This is a genomic window from Glutamicibacter sp. AOP38-B1-38 (assembly GCF_052377485.1).
Classification (GTDB): domain Bacteria; phylum Actinomycetota; class Actinomycetes; order Actinomycetales; family Micrococcaceae; genus Glutamicibacter.
The window spans coordinates 26,137-42,301 of sequence record NZ_JBQSWU010000022.1 but is presented as its reverse complement, the minus strand read 5'-3'; the positions used below and the strand labels follow the sequence as shown (position 1 = coordinate 42,301).

The 16,165-nt window shown below is 58.6% G+C and carries 12 protein-coding genes; 5 read left to right on the top strand and 7 right to left on the bottom strand.

Annotated features, from left to right (window positions below):
* Positions 1–427 precede the first annotated feature (427 nt).
* Positions 428–3,670 (top strand): S8 family serine peptidase, encoded by a 3,243-nt coding sequence (locus tag ACT3TP_RS13415; protein WP_444620780.1) that lies wholly within the window; start codon positions 428–430, stop codon positions 3,668–3,670.
* A 136-nt stretch (positions 3,671–3,806) separates the two neighbouring features.
* On the opposite strand, the gene ACT3TP_RS13410 is transcribed toward ACT3TP_RS13415, so the two are convergent.
* The 4 genes from ACT3TP_RS13410 to ACT3TP_RS13395 form a co-directional block, all read right to left on the bottom strand.
* On the bottom strand, positions 3,807–5,036 hold the full coding sequence (locus ACT3TP_RS13410; protein WP_444620779.1) for a glycoside hydrolase family 3 N-terminal domain-containing protein: 1,230 nt from the start codon (positions 5,034–5,036) through the stop codon (positions 3,807–3,809).
* A 25-nt stretch (positions 5,037–5,061) separates the two neighbouring features.
* Positions 5,062–6,381: a Y-family DNA polymerase gene (locus ACT3TP_RS13405; RefSeq protein ID WP_444620778.1), complete on the bottom strand. Its 1,320-nt coding sequence runs from the start codon at positions 6,379–6,381 to the stop codon at positions 5,062–5,064.
* On the bottom strand, positions 6,371–6,766 hold the full coding sequence (locus ACT3TP_RS13400; RefSeq protein WP_444620790.1) for a LexA family protein: 396 nt from the start codon (positions 6,764–6,766) through the stop codon (positions 6,371–6,373). Before ACT3TP_RS13400 ends, ACT3TP_RS13405 begins: the two co-directional genes overlap by 11 nt.
* A 99-nt stretch (positions 6,767–6,865) precedes the next feature.
* Complete coding sequence (locus ACT3TP_RS13395; protein ID WP_444620777.1) at positions 6,866–7,990, bottom strand: glycosyltransferase 87 family protein; 1,125 nt, start codon at positions 7,988–7,990, stop codon at positions 6,866–6,868.
* Positions 7,991–8,312: 322 nt separating this feature from the next.
* Between ACT3TP_RS13395 and ACT3TP_RS13390 the strand changes: the two genes are divergently transcribed.
* From ACT3TP_RS13390 to ACT3TP_RS13380, 3 genes are all read left to right on the top strand, one after another.
* A complete protein-coding gene (locus tag ACT3TP_RS13390) occupies positions 8,313–9,170 on the top strand; it encodes an NAD(P)H-binding protein (protein ID WP_444615798.1) in 858 nt (285 codons plus the stop codon).
* 67 nt (positions 9,171–9,237) lie between these two features.
* Positions 9,238–9,801, top strand: coding sequence for a hypothetical protein (locus ACT3TP_RS13385; RefSeq protein WP_444615800.1), 564 nt, complete (start codon positions 9,238–9,240; stop codon positions 9,799–9,801).
* Positions 9,725–10,285 (top strand): phosphotransferase family protein, encoded by a 561-nt coding sequence (locus ACT3TP_RS13380; RefSeq protein ID WP_444620776.1) that lies wholly within the window; start codon positions 9,725–9,727, stop codon positions 10,283–10,285. Before ACT3TP_RS13385 ends, ACT3TP_RS13380 begins: the two co-directional genes overlap by 77 nt.
* Before the next feature lie 617 nt (positions 10,286–10,902).
* On the opposite strand, the gene ACT3TP_RS13375 is transcribed toward ACT3TP_RS13380, so the two are convergent.
* Positions 10,903–12,180 (bottom strand): NAD(P)/FAD-dependent oxidoreductase, encoded by a 1,278-nt coding sequence (locus tag ACT3TP_RS13375; protein WP_444615802.1) that lies wholly within the window; start codon positions 12,178–12,180, stop codon positions 10,903–10,905.
* A gap of 310 nt (positions 12,181–12,490) precedes the next feature.
* Between ACT3TP_RS13375 and ACT3TP_RS13370 the strand changes: the two genes are divergently transcribed.
* Positions 12,491–13,687 (top strand): hypothetical protein, encoded by a 1,197-nt coding sequence (locus ACT3TP_RS13370; RefSeq protein WP_444620775.1) that lies wholly within the window; start codon positions 12,491–12,493, stop codon positions 13,685–13,687.
* Positions 13,688–13,760: 73 nt separating this feature from the next.
* On the opposite strand, the gene ACT3TP_RS13365 is transcribed toward ACT3TP_RS13370, so the two are convergent.
* Complete coding sequence (locus ACT3TP_RS13365; RefSeq protein WP_444615806.1) at positions 13,761–13,952, bottom strand: hypothetical protein; 192 nt, start codon at positions 13,950–13,952, stop codon at positions 13,761–13,763.
* A 774-nt stretch (positions 13,953–14,726) separates the two neighbouring features.
* Complete coding sequence (locus tag ACT3TP_RS13360; RefSeq protein WP_096285543.1) at positions 14,727–15,911, bottom strand: sensor histidine kinase; 1,185 nt, start codon at positions 15,909–15,911, stop codon at positions 14,727–14,729.
* Positions 15,912–16,165: the final 254 nt, after the last annotated feature.

Below are 16,165 nucleotides of genomic sequence, written 5' to 3'. Positions count from 1 at the left end.
ACTCCGACGGCTACTAATCTCACCCGGGTGATGAAATCCCCTACCCGGGAGTAACACTTGGTTAATAATTTCTAAAAAATAGAGAACCACTAGGCGCTTAGTACGTCGAGTTTCGGTTGGTGATCCGGGGTTTTGGGTGTGAAGCATATGCAAAATGTTTTTAGCTGAAAAATATCACTATTCAATAACCCCTTGATATATGACGTGGGTCACTTAGGATTCCTCAGTAGGAGACTCGACGTTTCAGCGGACGTCGGCCCCGGTCATCACTCAACGCGCACCGACCTGCCGCGAGTGAAACCGTCGCATCTTCACACGGAAGCATCCCGCTTCCTGTTCAGCTAGGAGAATCATGGTCACTCGGCGCAATCCACGATTGCCGCGCCTCATCCTGGGATCAGCCACCGCTTTAGCATTGGCTGTCACGATGACAGGTCCGGCATCAGCTGCCAACATCCCGCAACCATCTGACGGAGAGAACGCAGCTTCCCTGCCAATCGTTAAAAGCCAAACTCTTGCAGACCTGAAGGTCAGCGGCCAGCTGGCGAAGGCCTCCGGCGAGGTGTCGGTATTCGTCCAGCTCGAAGGAGACGGCGCTTACCAGGAGGTCAAAAAGTCCGGAAAGAAAAAAGACAAGGCAAAGGTTAAATCCGTCCGATCCCAGGTTAAAGCCAAGGGCAAGGAGCTAGCCAAGGAAGCCAAGTCCGAGGTCATCTACACAACGTCCAACGCATTGCGGGGTGTCGCGCTAACCGGTGACGCCAAAGAGCTACGTGCGCTGGCCGAACGCGGCGATGTCGCAAAAATCAGCGCCATCGTGCCAAAATCTCCATCTAACCGCGGCGCGGTCATCGATACCGAGGCCATCGACGCGTGGACCGCGTTGGACACCACCGGCGACGGCGTGAAAATCGCCGTGCTGGATACCGGCGTGGATTACACGCACGCCGGATTTGGCGGCCCCGGAACTATCGAGGCTTATAAGCAGGCACAGGCTTCAGATGAACTCCCGACGGCGGATTCCGGCCTCATCGATTCGAAGAAGTTCATTGGCGGTTGGGACCTGGTCGGCGATGACTACAACGCCAACCCGGACGCCCCGGACTACCAGCCGATTCCAAATCCCGACCCTAACCCGCTGGACTGCGAAGCCGCAGGACACGGATCCCACGTGGCCGGTTCGGCGGCCGGCTACGGCGTTAACGCGGAAGGTTCCACCTTCACCGGCGATTACGCTTCGCTGACCGCCGATGAGGTAGCCACGATGAACGTCGGCCCGGGCACCGCCCCGGAGGCGCAACTGATCGGCATTCGCGTCTTCGGTTGCGGCGGTTCCTCCGCCGTAGTCGGCCAGGCTCTTGACTACGTGCTTGATCCAAACGGCGACGGCGACTTCGCAGACCGCGCCGACGTGGTCAACATGTCTCTCGGCTCGGATCACTCCCCCGTCCAGGATCCGGAAAATGACATCGTCGATGCGCTCTCCGAGGCTGGAATTCTCTCCGTCATCGCCTCGGGCAATGCCGGGGACGTCACCGATGTCGGCGGCTCGCCGGGCAACTCGCGTTCCTCGTTGACCGTCGCCAACTCCGTTGGCTCGCAGGTCACCTTGGATAAGATCCAGATCGATGCGCCCGAGGGCGTTGCCGGAACCGCCGCCGGCCAGTACTCGGCAAACTTTAATTACACCGCGGCCGATCCGGCCGACTTGAGCGGCGAAGTGGCCATGGCTCCGGCCGATAACGCTTTCGGCTGCTCGGCCTTTGAACCAGGATCGCTGGAAGGCAAGTGGGTTTGGCTGCAGTGGAGCGAGAACGGCGCGTTCCCTTGTGGATCCGGCGCTCGCTTCGACAATGCCGAAGCCGCCGGTGCCACCGGCGTCCTGTTGGATGCTGAAACCAACCTCTTCGATGCCGGAATCGCCGGCAACGCCACCATCCCCGGCGCCCAGTTCACCCTGGACTACTCCAATAAGCTGCGTCCAGCGGCCGACGCTGGCGAGCTGCAGGTCACCTTGGATGCTTCGTTTGTGGGTGCCGCTTCGGGTGACTCCGGAGTCAAGGACACCCTGAACTCCTCCTCGTCGCGTGGCGTACACGGCTCGAACGGCGTGGTGAAGCCCGATGTTGCGGCTCCCGGCACGCAGATCGGTTCGGTAGGCGTTGGTACCGGCAACGGACCGGCCGTCATGTCCGGCACCTCCATGGCAACCCCGATGGTTGCCGGTGTGGCGGCCCTGGTGATGCAGGATAAGGAGCTCACCGCCGCGCAGGCCAAGAGCACCATCATGAACACCGCGGCAGCCGATGTCCTCGCGGCAAATGGCAAGGCCTATGGTCCAAACCGTGTAGGCTCGGGCCGCGTCATGGCCGAAGCTGCCCTGTCCACCCCGGCCATCGCCTACGATTCCGAGGCCGCGGATCTGACAAGCGTCGTCTTCGGAGTGCTTGAAATCGACGGTAAGAAAACGTTTACCGATTCACGTTCAATCACCGTGGAGAACACCAGCGACACGACGCAGACCTACCAGGTCGACTACGTGCCGGCTACCGAGATCCCGGGCACCAGCTTCACGCTGGACCGCCAGAGTCTCACCTTGGCTCCGGGAACCTCGCAGAACGTCGAGGTTACCCTGAGCGTGGATCCGGCGACATGGACCAAGACCCTGGATCCGACCATGGACAGCGCCCAGTCGGGTCTGGCCCGCGCATGGGTTTCCGATGCCAGCGGTCGCGTCGAGCTCACCAGCTCGGAGGCTCCGACCTTGCGCGTCCCGGTTCAGGCAGCTCCAAAGCTCTCTGCCGATATGTCCGCTTCGGTCAAGAAGTTGAAGAAGGGTGAGAACACCACCGAGCTGAAGCTCAAGGGCAAGGATGTCCGCGCGGGCGAAGACGCCACCGAGGTAGTCTCGCTGCTCGGCGCATTTGAACTGGGCACTTCCAGCGAACGCGGGCCGAAGACCATGGACAGTGTTCCAGGGGCCCGCTCGATGGACCTGCAGCACGTTGGCGCTTCGAGCACCGCACCGGGAACCGGCGTGGCCGATGGCCTGCTCAACGTGGGCATCTCGACCTGGGGGAATTGGGCGCATCTAGCCGGCGGCACCGAATTGGATGTCAACATCGACACCAATGGCGACGGCGAAGCCGACTTCGTGACCTTCACGACCGCGCTCGACGGAATCGACCTTGACCTCGCTGCCACCTTCAATCTGAAAACCGGCGAACAGGTGGATCTGCAACCGGTCAACGGGGTGCTCGGAGACGTCGATACCAACAGCTTCGACACCAATGTGGCAATCTTGCCGGTATCGCTTGCGGCGCTCGGCCTGGATGAGGATTCCACCGAAATCTCCTACAGCGTCTCCAGTTTCTCCTGGTACCACACCAATGACCAGGGCGCGATGATCCCGGTGGATCAGACCGACTGGGTCACGTTCGATATTGCCGAACCTCAGGTTGATTTCGGGGCTCAGGGTTCGGTATTCACCGATCTGAACGGCACCAAGATGCCGGTCACCGTGGCAGATCCTTCCGTTGCTTCCAAGGCGTTGTTGCTGCACCTGCACAACAGCACCGGCACGCTCGGCGAGAAGAAGAACCAGACCGGAGACCGTGCACAGGTCCTGGAAATCACCAAGGGCGGCAAGAAAGGAAACGGCAAGGGCTAAACCTCATCTGAGCTAAGCGTCTGAGCTTGATCGCGCAGACCTTCAATCTAGACCCGGGCGTTCCCTAGCGAGTAGGGTTTCGCCCGGGTCTTCCCTTGCCTCAAAAGGCTTGGTGGCTCGGAAAATGGGCCGAGCATTACCTCTGCAGGCGAAGCTTTTCGGCAAGAATCAAGATTGCCGCCTCGCGTACCTGCCCCGCCAGCTCTTCGTCTTCGCGGGCCTGCGTGGCCAGCGTTTCAGCCATGGTCAGCGCCTTGCTTTCATCCACGCACAGTGGCATGGTGCCACCGGCCCGAACAAATTTCACCGCACGCTGCCCCACCGGAACCGCGGAAACCTGTTTGGCGTCGCAGAGGTCGTCGGAAATGACGAGCCGCTCGTAGCCCAAGTCCTCACGCAGCAGGCCGGTGACGATCTTCTTCGAGAATGGCGCGTCGTTATCCTTGTCGAGTTGGGTGTATCTGGCGTTGGAGATCATCACCCAAGCCAAGTCCTGGTCTATCGCCGCCGCAAAAGGTTCAAGGTCGGTGCTGTCGTCACCGACCTTGGTGTCGGCCACCTGCGCATGGGTGTCTGTATTCAAGGAAACTCTGCCCAGCCCCGGGAAGTGCTTGACGACCGGTTGCACTCCGGCCTCGGCCAGCTCCTCATTGACAATCAGGATGGAGGCCGCGACATCCTCCTCATTGCTGGCATATTGCCGCCCGAACTTGCCAATGGGTGCGTTGCCCGTACCCAGGCTTGCCGGTACCACATCTGCAACCGGTGCGAGGTTTACGTTGATTCCGGCGTCGGCTAGCTCTCCGCCCAGCTCGGAGATTTCCGCACCAAGCTTCTTCTCATCCCACGCACCCTGTTCTAATGCGGTGGGCAGCTCGGAGAAGCCCTGCCCCTGAAGGACCCGGACGAACCCGCCTTCCTGGTCGGTGGCTACCCAGACGGGCAGGTCTTCTGGAACATTTTCGGCCAATGAGTCATGCAGTTCCGCGACGTGGCTGGAAATCTGCGCATGCGAAAGCTGCGAACGGCCACGCAGGAACACATTGGAGACCCCTTGCTGCTTGAGCGCCTCGATCTGCGCGGCGGAAGCACCGTCGGCCGATACGCCGGCCATCACCAGGCTGCCGGCTTGCTCGGCAAGGCTCATCTCGTCGGCGAGCGCTTCGGCCTTCTCGCGCAGTTCTTCCTGTGGATCTGCTGCTGTCGGACTCGGCGTGGGTGCTGCAGAGCCCGGCGTTTGGGTATTCGGATTGCTTGATTTGCCGGGCTCGGGCCGGTCGGCGGTGCCAGTGGGGGCCGTGCACCCGCTGAGCAGCAGGGTGCCGAGCAGGCCCAGTCCCAAAGTTCGACGAAGCGCAGTATTCATATTCGACATTCTGCCACCGAAGACTTCACGCTTGCACGATGAGCAGCTCGTCCCAGTCGGTGGTGTAGCGCTGTGACATATGTTCGCGCTTCATCGACCATTCGGGATCCTTGGCAATACCGGCCCGTCCTAAACCGATGGCCTTGGCCCCGAAGCGCTGGGACACCTGTTGCACCACGTCGCTCACGTTGATTTTCTCGGTCTCCTGCACACTGTGCGAATCGAGCAGCCCTAAATCGAGTTCTTCCGCCCCGGGCTGATCGCTGAGCCCCGAGAGGATGACTCCCCCACGCACATAGTCGATCCCGGGTGCCATCAGCTCACTCATCGCACCGACCGCGATTCGCGTCAAAGTAATCGGGTCTCTGGTGGGCCGGGCCAGCCGTACCTGAGCGGTGGGAAACGAGGCGGCCGAGTTCGCAAATCTACTGGTTCCGGCGGTGACCGTCAGTAGGCTGGCATAGCGTCCTTCGCGTGCCAAGCGGCTTGCCGCCTTCTGCGCGTAGATCGACATGACATCCGCCATCGCTTCCCGCGTGCGGACCGGTGTGGAGAAGGAACGAGTGAACATCACCTGTCCCTTATCCGAACGCTCTTCGATCGGCCCGATGCAGCGCTGGCCGTTCAGTTCCAGCACGGTGCGTTGGAGCACCACCGAAAACTTCTTGCGAATCACTTGCGGATCAGCGGCGCGCAGCTGGGCGATGCTTTGGATTCCCATGCCGGTCAGCTTCTCGCCGGATTTCTTCCCCACACCCCAGACATCCGTTGCGGGAACCTGCGCCATGATCTTGTCCACTTGGTCCGGTTCCATCAGCCCTTCGATGCACAGCCCGCGCATATGCGGATTGTGCTTGGCAATATGGTTTGCGAATTTAGCGAGTGTCTTCGTTGCAGCGACGCCGACGCACACCGGCACACCGATCGATTGGTCGATTGACGCACGGATCTGCGCGGCGGTGCTCCGAACCTGTTCGAGGGTTCCGTTCAACCCGACAAATGACTCGTCGATGGAATACACCTCATGCCAGGTGCCGAAACGGCCAAGCAGTTCCATGACGCGAGCAGACATATCGCCGTAAAGTTCATAGTTGCTCGAGCGAACCGCGAGGTTATGGCTTTGCATATAGCGGCGCACTTTGAAGAACGGTTCACCGGTGGTTATCCCCAGCTCTTTGGCTTCCTGCGACCGGGCCACCACGCACCCGTCATTGTTTGATAGGACAACCACTGGTCGGTTCCGCAGCGAGTGGTCGAAGGCGCGCTCGCACGAGACATAGAAGTTGTTCACGTCCACCAGCGCCACGTGATCGCTCTGCGCGGAAGCGCCTGGCTCAGCGGACATGGTGCAGGCACCTGGTGATCACGCCAAAGACTTCAACTTCATCGCCCTCGGTGAGCACCACCGGCAGCGGCGACTCGTCGCTGAGCAAACTGACATGCGCTCCATCAACTTGCCAGCGACGCACCAGCATCTGCCCATTCAGGCTCACCACAACCACCGATCCGTGTTTCACACTCAGCGAGCGGTCCACGATAATTTCGTCGCCGTCGTAGATTCCGGCCGAATGCATCGCGTGGCCAGTTACCCGCATGATGAAGGTGGCGACCCGGTCATGGACGAGCAACCGGTTCAGGTCGAGCCCACCGTCAAAATAATCTCGCGCGGGCGAGGGGAAGCCCATGGCGGAGACCGCCTGCACCGGACCTTGGGTTGCCCCCGGGGGCATCACCGAGTCAGCGTCACTCACCTAGACACCACACTTAGCTAGAACAAACTTTCGAATACTAAGAATTGTACAGCGCTTGCCTGCCCCTAGTTACCCGGCTCAGGAAAACTGACTGGCGGGTTCCGCTTTGCTTGCTTGCCGCGTGCTTGCCAAGGAAATAGCTAGACACAAGAGTTGCACCAGCACGGGCACCGCGGGAAGCACGTAGCACCAAACTGGTAATTCCCCATCCGGGAAATATCCAGCGAACGCCACGATCTTTTTGGCCCCAAACGACAACACTACGTAGCACAGCGCCAAGGAAACCAGCATCGTGCGGCGCAGCACCGGGGCTAAACGCAGGGCCAAGACGGTCCAGGCGAACGTCGTCACCGGCAACCACACCCAGTGGTGGGACCAGCTCACCGGAGAGACGAGCAACGGACAAGCCGACGCAACACCGAGCAGGACCACCCGGTCCACCTTCTCATGCAACTTCCAGAGCAAAATGACGAAGGAAAGGCCCACACCCAGGGCCAGCACGAGCCATACCAAGGACGGAGCATTGAGTCGCTCAAGCATTCCCTGAAGCGAGACATTGTCGATGTAGCCCACATTGCCCACACGCGATGGATCCTGCACCACGTCTAGCCAGTAGTCCAAGGTGTTCTGCGTTTGAAAAAGCAAGCCAACAACCTGGGTACCAATAAATGTTGCTACCCCGACCAGCACCGCACGCCACTTGCGCATTGCGAAAGGCAGAATCAGTAGTGCAATAGGGGTGAGCTTAATGCCGGCGCAGATACCCACCGCAATCACGAACGGCATCAATGACTTGTAGCGCACGAAGGTCAGATAACAGGCGCCAAGTATCAAGATGTTGATCTGGCCAAACCACACCGTGTCCCGGAAGGGAGCGGACATCAGCATCAGGCACGTCAATGTTAATGGCGTGATAACAGGAGCCAAGGTCGGCCATTTCTGCACAACCCGGGCAGAGAGATCTTTTGCGACAAGGTAGGTCAGAATGATCGAGGCGGCCATGGTGAGCGAGACCGAAACCCAGTAAGGGAAAAACGCCATGGGCAGAAACAAAATAGCCGCAAATGTGGGGTAGGTAAATGGCAAACCCGGCGCATTCGCTGGACCGACGAATGGACCGTAGAGAGCTTCGGGCTCACGCAACAGCGTCAGTGCGCCTTCACGATACACCGACAGATCCCAACCGGTTGGTTCGATAGCCACGAGAACACTAATCAAAGCCGCGACCAGCAGAATCTCAAGGATTGCAGTGCCTGGATGTACCTTACGAAAAATTGAAGACCGAATCTTCTTGCACCCTTCTATGGTGATCAATATGGGTCAATCCAACGCGAATGCCCCTGCGACCCGCACTCCGCCGTCAACAAGACCGCGACCCAAGGCACACAACCAGTCTATTTTATCGATTTATCCGCAACCGCGGACCACGCGCCTCTTCATCAAGCACATAACTCGCCTTGCAAGCCCTAGGGTTAGTAGCAGGGCTCCACTAATGGTGCCATCCGACCAACAGAAGAGGCGCCGAATGAAGATACTGTTGATCAGCTGCGGAGATGTCGCCACCGAAGCAGGCTTACGCTTCCTGGCCGCGGGCCACCAGGTCACCGCATGGCGCCGAAACGGCGGCAAACTTCCGCCCTCTTTCACCGGACACAGCGTAGACCTTCTCGAACCAGAAGCCTGGCCGAAGATAGATCCGGAAACCGACATCGTACTTTTGACTCCGGTTCCCGCCACCCGAGATGTCGACGGATACGACCGGGGCTATCTGCAAGTAGCGCGTCGCCTCGTCGAGACACTGGTCACCTCATGCCCCGGCCTGCAACGACTTATCTATGTCTCTTCTTCCGCGGTCACCGGCGGTACGGAAGGCCAATGGGCCAACGAATCATCACCGCTAGCCCCGACTCGCCCCACATCGCAGATCCTGGCCGAAACCGAGCTATTGCTGGCCGATAGTGGTCTGCCGCTAACGATTCTCCGAGCTTCAGGAATCTATGGACCGGGACGCACGCGACTGATCGACCTGGTGCGCAACGGGACCGCACGACTTCCCCGAACCTCTCATTGGACCAACAGAATCCACCGCGATGATCTTGCCGCGGCGATCGTCCATGTCGCCGCACTCGGAAATAGAGCCGAGGACCTTTATTTAGCCACCGACAGCGAACCGGCTCAGCTTGCTGACGTATACCGCTTCCTCGCCGAAGAGCTCGAAGAAAAATCTCCCGAGATCGAAGCAGAAAGCCACGCTTCTCGTCGGGCCGCGGACCGCAGGCTGAACAACGCCCGTTTGCTCGCTTCTGGATTCATCCCCCGATTCCCTAGCTACCGCGAAGGCTACAAATCAATTCTTGCCGGCGACTCCACTCGCCACGAGTAGGTAACGCTAGAAGTTTAATTCTCAAGCCACCTATCCTTTTGTGGATTTCGGCTGAAAGAATGAAGGAATGACATCCAGATGGACTACTCGAATCGGTTGGGAACAGCTGCCTGGTCATGTACGCGGCGCAGTCAACGAAATACTCGACTCCCCAGTAGTCGAAGCAACCGGCCAACAAGGTGGCTTCTCCCCAGGAACAGCTGATCGAACACTCACCGCCAACGGGCGCAGAGCATTCGTCAAGGCAGTCGGAGAGCCTCTGAATAAAGAATCTCCACGCATCCACCGGGCTGAGGCAAAGATCGCCGCATCGTTGCCCGATACCTTACCGGTGCCAAAGCTCATTGGTTCCTACGATGCCAACAGCTGGGTAGCGCTGGTGTTTGAAGACATCGCTGGCAGCCATCCGCAAACTCCATGGGTTGCTACCGAGCTCACCGTCGTGTTGAATTCGCTGCAGAAACTCAGCGACCTTGAAGTTCCAGACTCCTTGTCTCAGCTACCAAAACTCCACACAGAGCTTGCATCTGATTTCTCCGGCTGGGAACGGATTCATGATGACCCACCCCGCACTTTGGATCCGTGGGCCAGCGAAAACCTTCAGCGACTTCGGGATCTCGCTCGCATCTGATTTCTCCGGCTGGGAACGGATTCATGATGACCCACCCCGCACTTTGGATCCGTGGGCCAGCGAAAACCTTCAGCGACTTCGGGATCTCGCTCGCATCGGGCTTACGCACCTCGAAGGGCAAACGTTGGTTCACTCGGATATTCGTTCAGACAATATCTTGCTAACCGACGAACACGTCGCAATCCTCGTGGATTGGCCTTGGGCTTGTCTTGGCGCCCCTTGGTTCGACGCTTTATCAGTGCTGCTCAATGCGCGCGTGCACAATAGCGAATTCGACGTGGACACGATAATCCAGAACCACCAGGTATTCGCAACCATGACCCCCGAATGCGTTGATGGATTTTTAGCTGGCATGGCCGCATATTTCATCGATAGTGCGCGACTCCCCGCGCCGGCACGCCTTCCTACCCTGCGCGCATTTCAACAAGACCAGGGCGATGCCGCCATTTCTTGGCTTCGCGACCGGCTGTCCGCCACCAGCTAGTCAGCAGTCAGTTAGTTGAGCACTTTCGATGTCCATGCTGTGCGACTACCAGCGTCAAAAATATTCAGCACCCGCTCAGTTGCGAGCGAGTGGCAGATCACCGCCTCAAGCACTGGACGCATCGCCGAGACTTCGAACGTGTCAATCAGCTCGGTTGCGAATCGGCGAGATCCACAAACTTTCAGCTCGCGTAAACGCCGGCCGGACAAGCTCACCAGAGCCGAGCCACGTTGCAGGTCATCCAGCCGAGTTATAGTTCCCTCTCAGCGCACGGTGTGCCATACACCCTGGGGATCCGATATAGCTCCGGAGGCCTCGACCCCAAGCTCAATGCCCACATTTACTGCCGCCTGCCTGGCACAACGCCCTTGGCCGTGTCGGCCGACGCACCGGCTGCTACTGATACGGCTCGAAGCTGCAGGTCCGCAATTCAGACATGCGCTGCCCATCGGAGCCAAGTAGTCACGGCACCCAGCATGCGAATTGCGCCGGCGCAGAAATATGTTTGCCGATCCGGATCGATCCGGACAGGCTACACAGCCATCGATGCGTTCTCAATTGCAGGGCTCACATGAATTGACTACCGGGCCGGTGCTTTTGCACCTATGCGCCCTGGTTTAGAACCCCTTGCGCAACGGGTTGAAGTGACGTGCCAAGCTAGGCACCGTCTGGCCGGTAATCTGCGCGGCAAGAATTTTGCCGGTCAACGGGCCAAGGGCGACGCCCCACATGCCATGACCGCCTCCGACCGAGATACGCGAAGATTCGGTTTGGCCGACCAGAGGTAGCCCGTCCGCGGTGCATGGGCGTCCGCCCACCCACTCTTCCTTGCGATTCTCCCAATTGATTCCCTGGTACACCGGTGCGGCAGCGGCGACGATGGCCTCGATGCGCTTCGGCTCGAGTTTGTGGTTCACGTCCCGGAATTCCATGGTCCCGGCAATGCGGAAGCGATCTCCCAGGGGGGTGCAGGCCACGCGCTGGGCCGGGAAATAAATTGGGTGAGTTGGCATGTCTTCAGGCTCTACGGTGAAGGAATAACCGCGTCCCGCCTGAACCACCACGTTGACGCCAAACTTCTTGGCCAGATCTGTCATCCACGCGCCAGTGGCCATTACTACGTGATCCGCGGTGATCGCACGCCCCTCCGAACCAACCACGGTGACCGATGCACCGTTATCGCGCACGTCGGTGACGTTGAAGGAACCGATGATGTCGCCACCACGGGCGATCACGGATTCCGCCAGCGAATCCATGAACTTAGGCGGGTTAATATAACGCTGGTTCTTGATGGCAATACCAGCCGCGACGCTGTTGGACAGTGTCGGTTCGATGGTGCGCAGTTCGTCACCGCTCAACAGGTCGAATTCGACCTTGCCGCCGGTCTTGTGGATCATCTCAAATTCGTGCAGCAACCCTTCCCGGTCTTTAGCGGACGTGAATCCGGCGAGGAATGGATCCGCGGGCTTGGTCTTTTCGGCTACGCCCGCTCCGGCCGTGGTGGCCTCTGCGATCTCGTCAAAGGAGTCCAGCCCGTTGGTGCCGATCTCGGAGAAGACGCGCATGGACTGCTCCCACTTCTTGGGAGTGGAATGCCAAGTGAAACCGAGCAGGAAGCGCAAGAGCTTTGCGTCGGCCTTCAGCGGGATGTACAGCGGAGAAGCCGGGTCGAACATCATTTTCAGACCACTGGAGAAGATCGACGGTTCGGCGATCGGCAAGGTCAGTGCTGGGGTCAGCCATCCAGCGTTGCCCCACGAAGACCCGGACGCTACACCGCCACGATCAACCACGGTTACTTTGACGCCTGCCTCTTGCAGGTACCAAGCCGTCGACAGTCCAACGAATCCGGCGCCAACAATAACAACATGATCCGGTGCTGGTGTTACCGCCATGGGCTACTCTCCTAGAACGACTTTTGAGGCCCGCATGCGGAGCCATATACCTTCACTCTCGCGCGAACAGAAAGGAAAATCAACGGGCACTGAGGATTCAACGGTGACCGCAACCACACAACTAAGTGGTCTGCATTTTCTGCGGCAAGTCCACCTTCTTCCCGTATAAAATACGTAGCTTTTAGGCTATCCCTGCGGTATCCCCCAGAGCTGGTTCTCCCAAGGATCGTCCGGCCTCGCCGGGCGGAGCGCCCTGCGTAGACTGGAAGTAACGACCTTTTCCCGCATAGCGAAGGAACAGCAGTAGATCATGGCATCACGTAAGCCCGCCAAGAAGAAGGCCTCCACAGGTCACCCAGCTCGACGTCCGGGAGGGAGCAGTGCCCCCTTCGAATCCGAGGTTCGCCAGGCTCTGCAGCCCTTCAAGTCGCAGCTGTTCCGCCACTTCCAAGAAGAAGACCAGCCGGCCAGCGAAACTCGCGCCGGCCTGGAGGGTTTGACTACCCTGCTGATCGCGCACGCGCAGTTGCGCAATAAAGTCGACGTGACCACCCTGGACCCCACCGTTCTCGGTGAACAACTAGGCCACCTTTCCTCACTGGGCAAAGAGGTCTCCGAAGCGAGCGCGGCGATCTTCAAGCATTACCTGACCTTCTTGGGCACCACTGCGAACTTCGGCGGTAGCGTCGAGGAATTCAAGGAGACCTTTGAATTCCTCTCCCGCATGGCCGGTGATTCGCCGATCGTGGCCCCCTTCATGGATGACGAGGAAGCTAACGCAGTCCTGGAGGCGATGCCATTCGTTTTCGCGGCACGTGAGCTGATCGAGTGGGTTGGAGACGGCAAGCCAAGCGACCCCTCCGGAATGATCAGCGGACAGACGCTCCAGGAAGCCGCCGGCGCGCTGGGACTCTTGGTCTCCGTCGATGAACCCGCCGCCCAAGGCACCAATGCCTGGGAACCCGAAGACGGCACAGTTGTTTCGGATCTTGCCTCCATCCCCCGACTCGCGGCCTACTGGGATGCTTTGATCGGCACCGCGATGCTTCGCTACAGCGCACCGAATGCGGTCCCTACCGAATCACTGCGAGAGGCCCTGCTAGCCTCCAGCGGACCGGGTGCTCGTCTGGTCAAGGAACTCATCGCAGAGATCATCTATTCGCATGTGCTGATCACCACCTTGCAAATTCCCGGACAGGCACAGGTTGCCGAGATGGTTGCTGGGCTATTGACCCATGCGGCCTCCTCGAAGCCACCACGCACAGAATTCGCTCTGCAGATCCCTTCCGAAGACGATCTGCCTGTTGAACAGCATCACCTCATCACGAGCCTCGAAGAGTCCGTCCCACGGGTTGAAGCGATCTTGCGGACCTTTGAACGCGAAGGAATGCTGAAACTTGAGGAAGAAATCACCGTCCCGGTGATCCTGCGCGCGGCATTGGAACGTGCGCTATCCAAGGTGTCGGATCACCTGCTGGAGAACGACCCTGTCGGCATGACTGAGTAACTGGGCCAAAACACCGGAGGGGTGGGAAACGCATCGCGTTTCCCACCCCTCCGGTGTCTAAGCACTGCGAAGCCTAGATGCTGCCCGTAGCGAATTCGGCCGCGTGGCGTGGAATGCGTCCGAACCACGCATCCGCGCCAGGCTTTCCCACGTTCACTACAAAGAATGACTGGTTTCGACCATCGGTGTTTACGATTGCGTCAACGGCAGAGTTGTCGAACCCGGCCATTGGGCCTGCTGCAAAGCCGACGGCCTGAACTGCCATGGTGAAATACCCGGCCTGCAATCATGCACTATGGCTGCCCACAGCTGCGCGCATGCCCTGATCACCAAGCATCGCCTTGCATTCCGGGGCGTGAGGGAAGAAAGACGCGAACCCTTCGTGCCACTCGGTTTCGACAGGAAGGATCGCAAAGACCGGCGCATTCAGTGCCTTTTGCTTATTGGTTCCCGCCATAGTCTCAGAGATCTCTTGGCGAGCGTCCGCACTCTTCACCTAGGCGATGCCGCGTCGGCTGGGTATCCATGAGCGTTGGCCCCATTTTCATGGTCTCGTAAGTAGCTTCAAGCACTTCATCCGAAACCGGTTCATCGCTGAAGGTGTTTGCGTTGCAGGCTTCGAAAAACAGTTGATCCGCCGCTTCCGACCCAATGCTCAGCGATTCGCGGGGCTAGTTTTCAGCCTGAACCAACATGTGATGCCCACTCTCGAATGACAATAGGATTCAAGAGGCTTAGCAGGAAAGCTCGATGGGGTCATCCCGAAATCGGGGAGTGGTATACAGCGCTCTGAGGCTGAAGGTGATTATAAAAGGTACGTCGCGCCACTAACGAACTCAGGCGTGCGATGGGGGCACAACGCCGAAGAAAGATCAGTCCATCCATGACGCAACGTACCTTTTAATCACTGCGGAACTCTTGATGATGCCACTCGCAAAACATCACCAATTTCCCTGCGGTGATCGGTCTTCACCGATACGTATATAACTTATCGCGATTACAAGAATTCCGAAATCATACTTAAGTAGGAGGGTAGGGCTCAGAAGGGGATACTGGCACTAAGTATCCACCGATCATCCACAACCCTTGTGCTGAACCGCCCACCGAAGGCATTCATGCGATCCTTCATACCGATCAGCCCGATTCCACCGCCGGAGAGCTCGCCCCCGCTTGGATGAGAATTTGGCATCTGATTAGTCATTTCAAGGACAGCATTCGGTCCTACGACCTCCAAACTCATGGTGCAAACCCCTCCCCGACGACCATGTTTGATGATATTGGTCGCCGCTTCCTGCATAACCCGATACAGCGCAGTCTGCGCAGATCTCGGAAGCGCCGAAATGTTCTCGCCCGTGTGAGACGTCACTTCAAATCCAGACTCATGTAAACGTTGCGAGAAGATCTCCACGCCCTGGACCGCGTATACAGTTGTCGCCGCCGGTTTGTCGACACCGGACCCGGACGAACCACTCATCGTTCCGTCGGTCCGCAAGACGTTTAGCATCAGGCGCAAATCATGCAATGTTTCGGTACTGAGCTTCGCGATGATGTCGATAGCCTCGATTGCCGCTTCCCCATTATTGGCAAACTTTGCAGCCTTGGACTGCATGGCCACAACGGTAATGTCGTGCGCGACGATATCGTGCAGGTCGCGCGCAATATTCTTGCGTTCACGCTCAACGGCAATCCTGCTCTGCTCGCTGTTCTCCTGCATCTGCCGAATCGCATTGAGATTTCGTTCGCGCAAGTGGAAAATACTGCGGGCCAGAACATAGGCCAAAACGGCAAGCGGAACGAAAATCACCAGTAGGATCGCGTCCTCGCCTGCCCTGACCCCGTATTGCCCCATCCATACGAGCAGCATCACCAGATACCAATTACGCACCAGTGAAGATGCAACCGTCGCGGCAAGGACACTGAAGATCACGAGCGAGAAGACCAGCCACAGCAAGAGGCCGCCGTCCCAGAAGAAGAAAAAGAGCGTGGCTAGATACATGCCGAGCGAGGTGGCAACCCATCGCATGCCGATCGCCAACGAGGCGGACAGCAGCAACCCAACGCCCACCCCGCGAATAACGCTCGAAGACGAATTACCTATCCCGTCCTGAAGCAACGTATAGCCCTCTGTCGCGGTAATGGCGGCAAAGGCGAGAATACCCGTCCAGACGACAACGCCCCGACCAGCAAAAAGCTTAGTCAGGGCGGTTTTTATTCGCAGTCTCATATGCGGAATACTTTACCGGGTTACGGGTAAAGTCAAATACGCCTCTAACCGCAGGCGTAGCCGTAGTTTTTGCACACCCACTTAGAGAAGTCGGTGCCCCAACCGGCAGGACTTGCAACGCCCGATGAAGAATAGGTAGGTTCTGCCACTGGTGCCGCCATAGCCGGCGCGGCAAACGCTAATGGAGTTGCCGCCAGCGCGGCCACGGCCAAGATCTTTAAAGCTTTCATTTCAAACCCCAAACTCTTGAACTT

Coding starts and splice junctions, on each gene's coding strand:
- ACT3TP_RS13390 (WP_444615798.1), top strand. CDS start 8,313: ATGAAGATACTGTTGATCAGCTGCGGAGATGTCGCCACCGAAGCAGGC.
- ACT3TP_RS13370 (WP_444620775.1), top strand. CDS start 12,491: ATGGCATCACGTAAGCCCGCCAAGAAGAAGGCCTCCACAGGTCACCCA.
- ACT3TP_RS13365 (WP_444615806.1), bottom strand. CDS start 13,952: ATGGCAGTTCAGGCCGTCGGCTTTGCAGCAGGCCCAATGGCCGGGTTC.
- ACT3TP_RS13380 (WP_444620776.1), top strand. CDS start 9,725: ATGATGACCCACCCCGCACTTTGGATCCGTGGGCCAGCGAAAACCTTC.
- ACT3TP_RS13405 (WP_444620778.1), bottom strand. CDS start 6,381: ATGTCCGCTGAGCCAGGCGCTTCCGCGCAGAGCGATCACGTGGCGCTG.
- ACT3TP_RS13385 (WP_444615800.1), top strand. CDS start 9,238: ATGACATCCAGATGGACTACTCGAATCGGTTGGGAACAGCTGCCTGGT.
- ACT3TP_RS13400 (WP_444620790.1), bottom strand. CDS start 6,766: ATGCCCCCGGGGGCAACCCAAGGTCCGGTGCAGGCGGTCTCCGCCATG.
- ACT3TP_RS13410 (WP_444620779.1), bottom strand. CDS start 5,036: ATGAATACTGCGCTTCGTCGAACTTTGGGACTGGGCCTGCTCGGCACC.
- ACT3TP_RS13415 (WP_444620780.1), top strand. CDS start 428: ATGACAGGTCCGGCATCAGCTGCCAACATCCCGCAACCATCTGACGGA.
- ACT3TP_RS13360 (WP_096285543.1), bottom strand. CDS start 15,911: ATGAGACTGCGAATAAAAACCGCCCTGACTAAGCTTTTTGCTGGTCGG.
- ACT3TP_RS13375 (WP_444615802.1), bottom strand. CDS start 12,180: ATGGCGGTAACACCAGCACCGGATCATGTTGTTATTGTTGGCGCCGGA.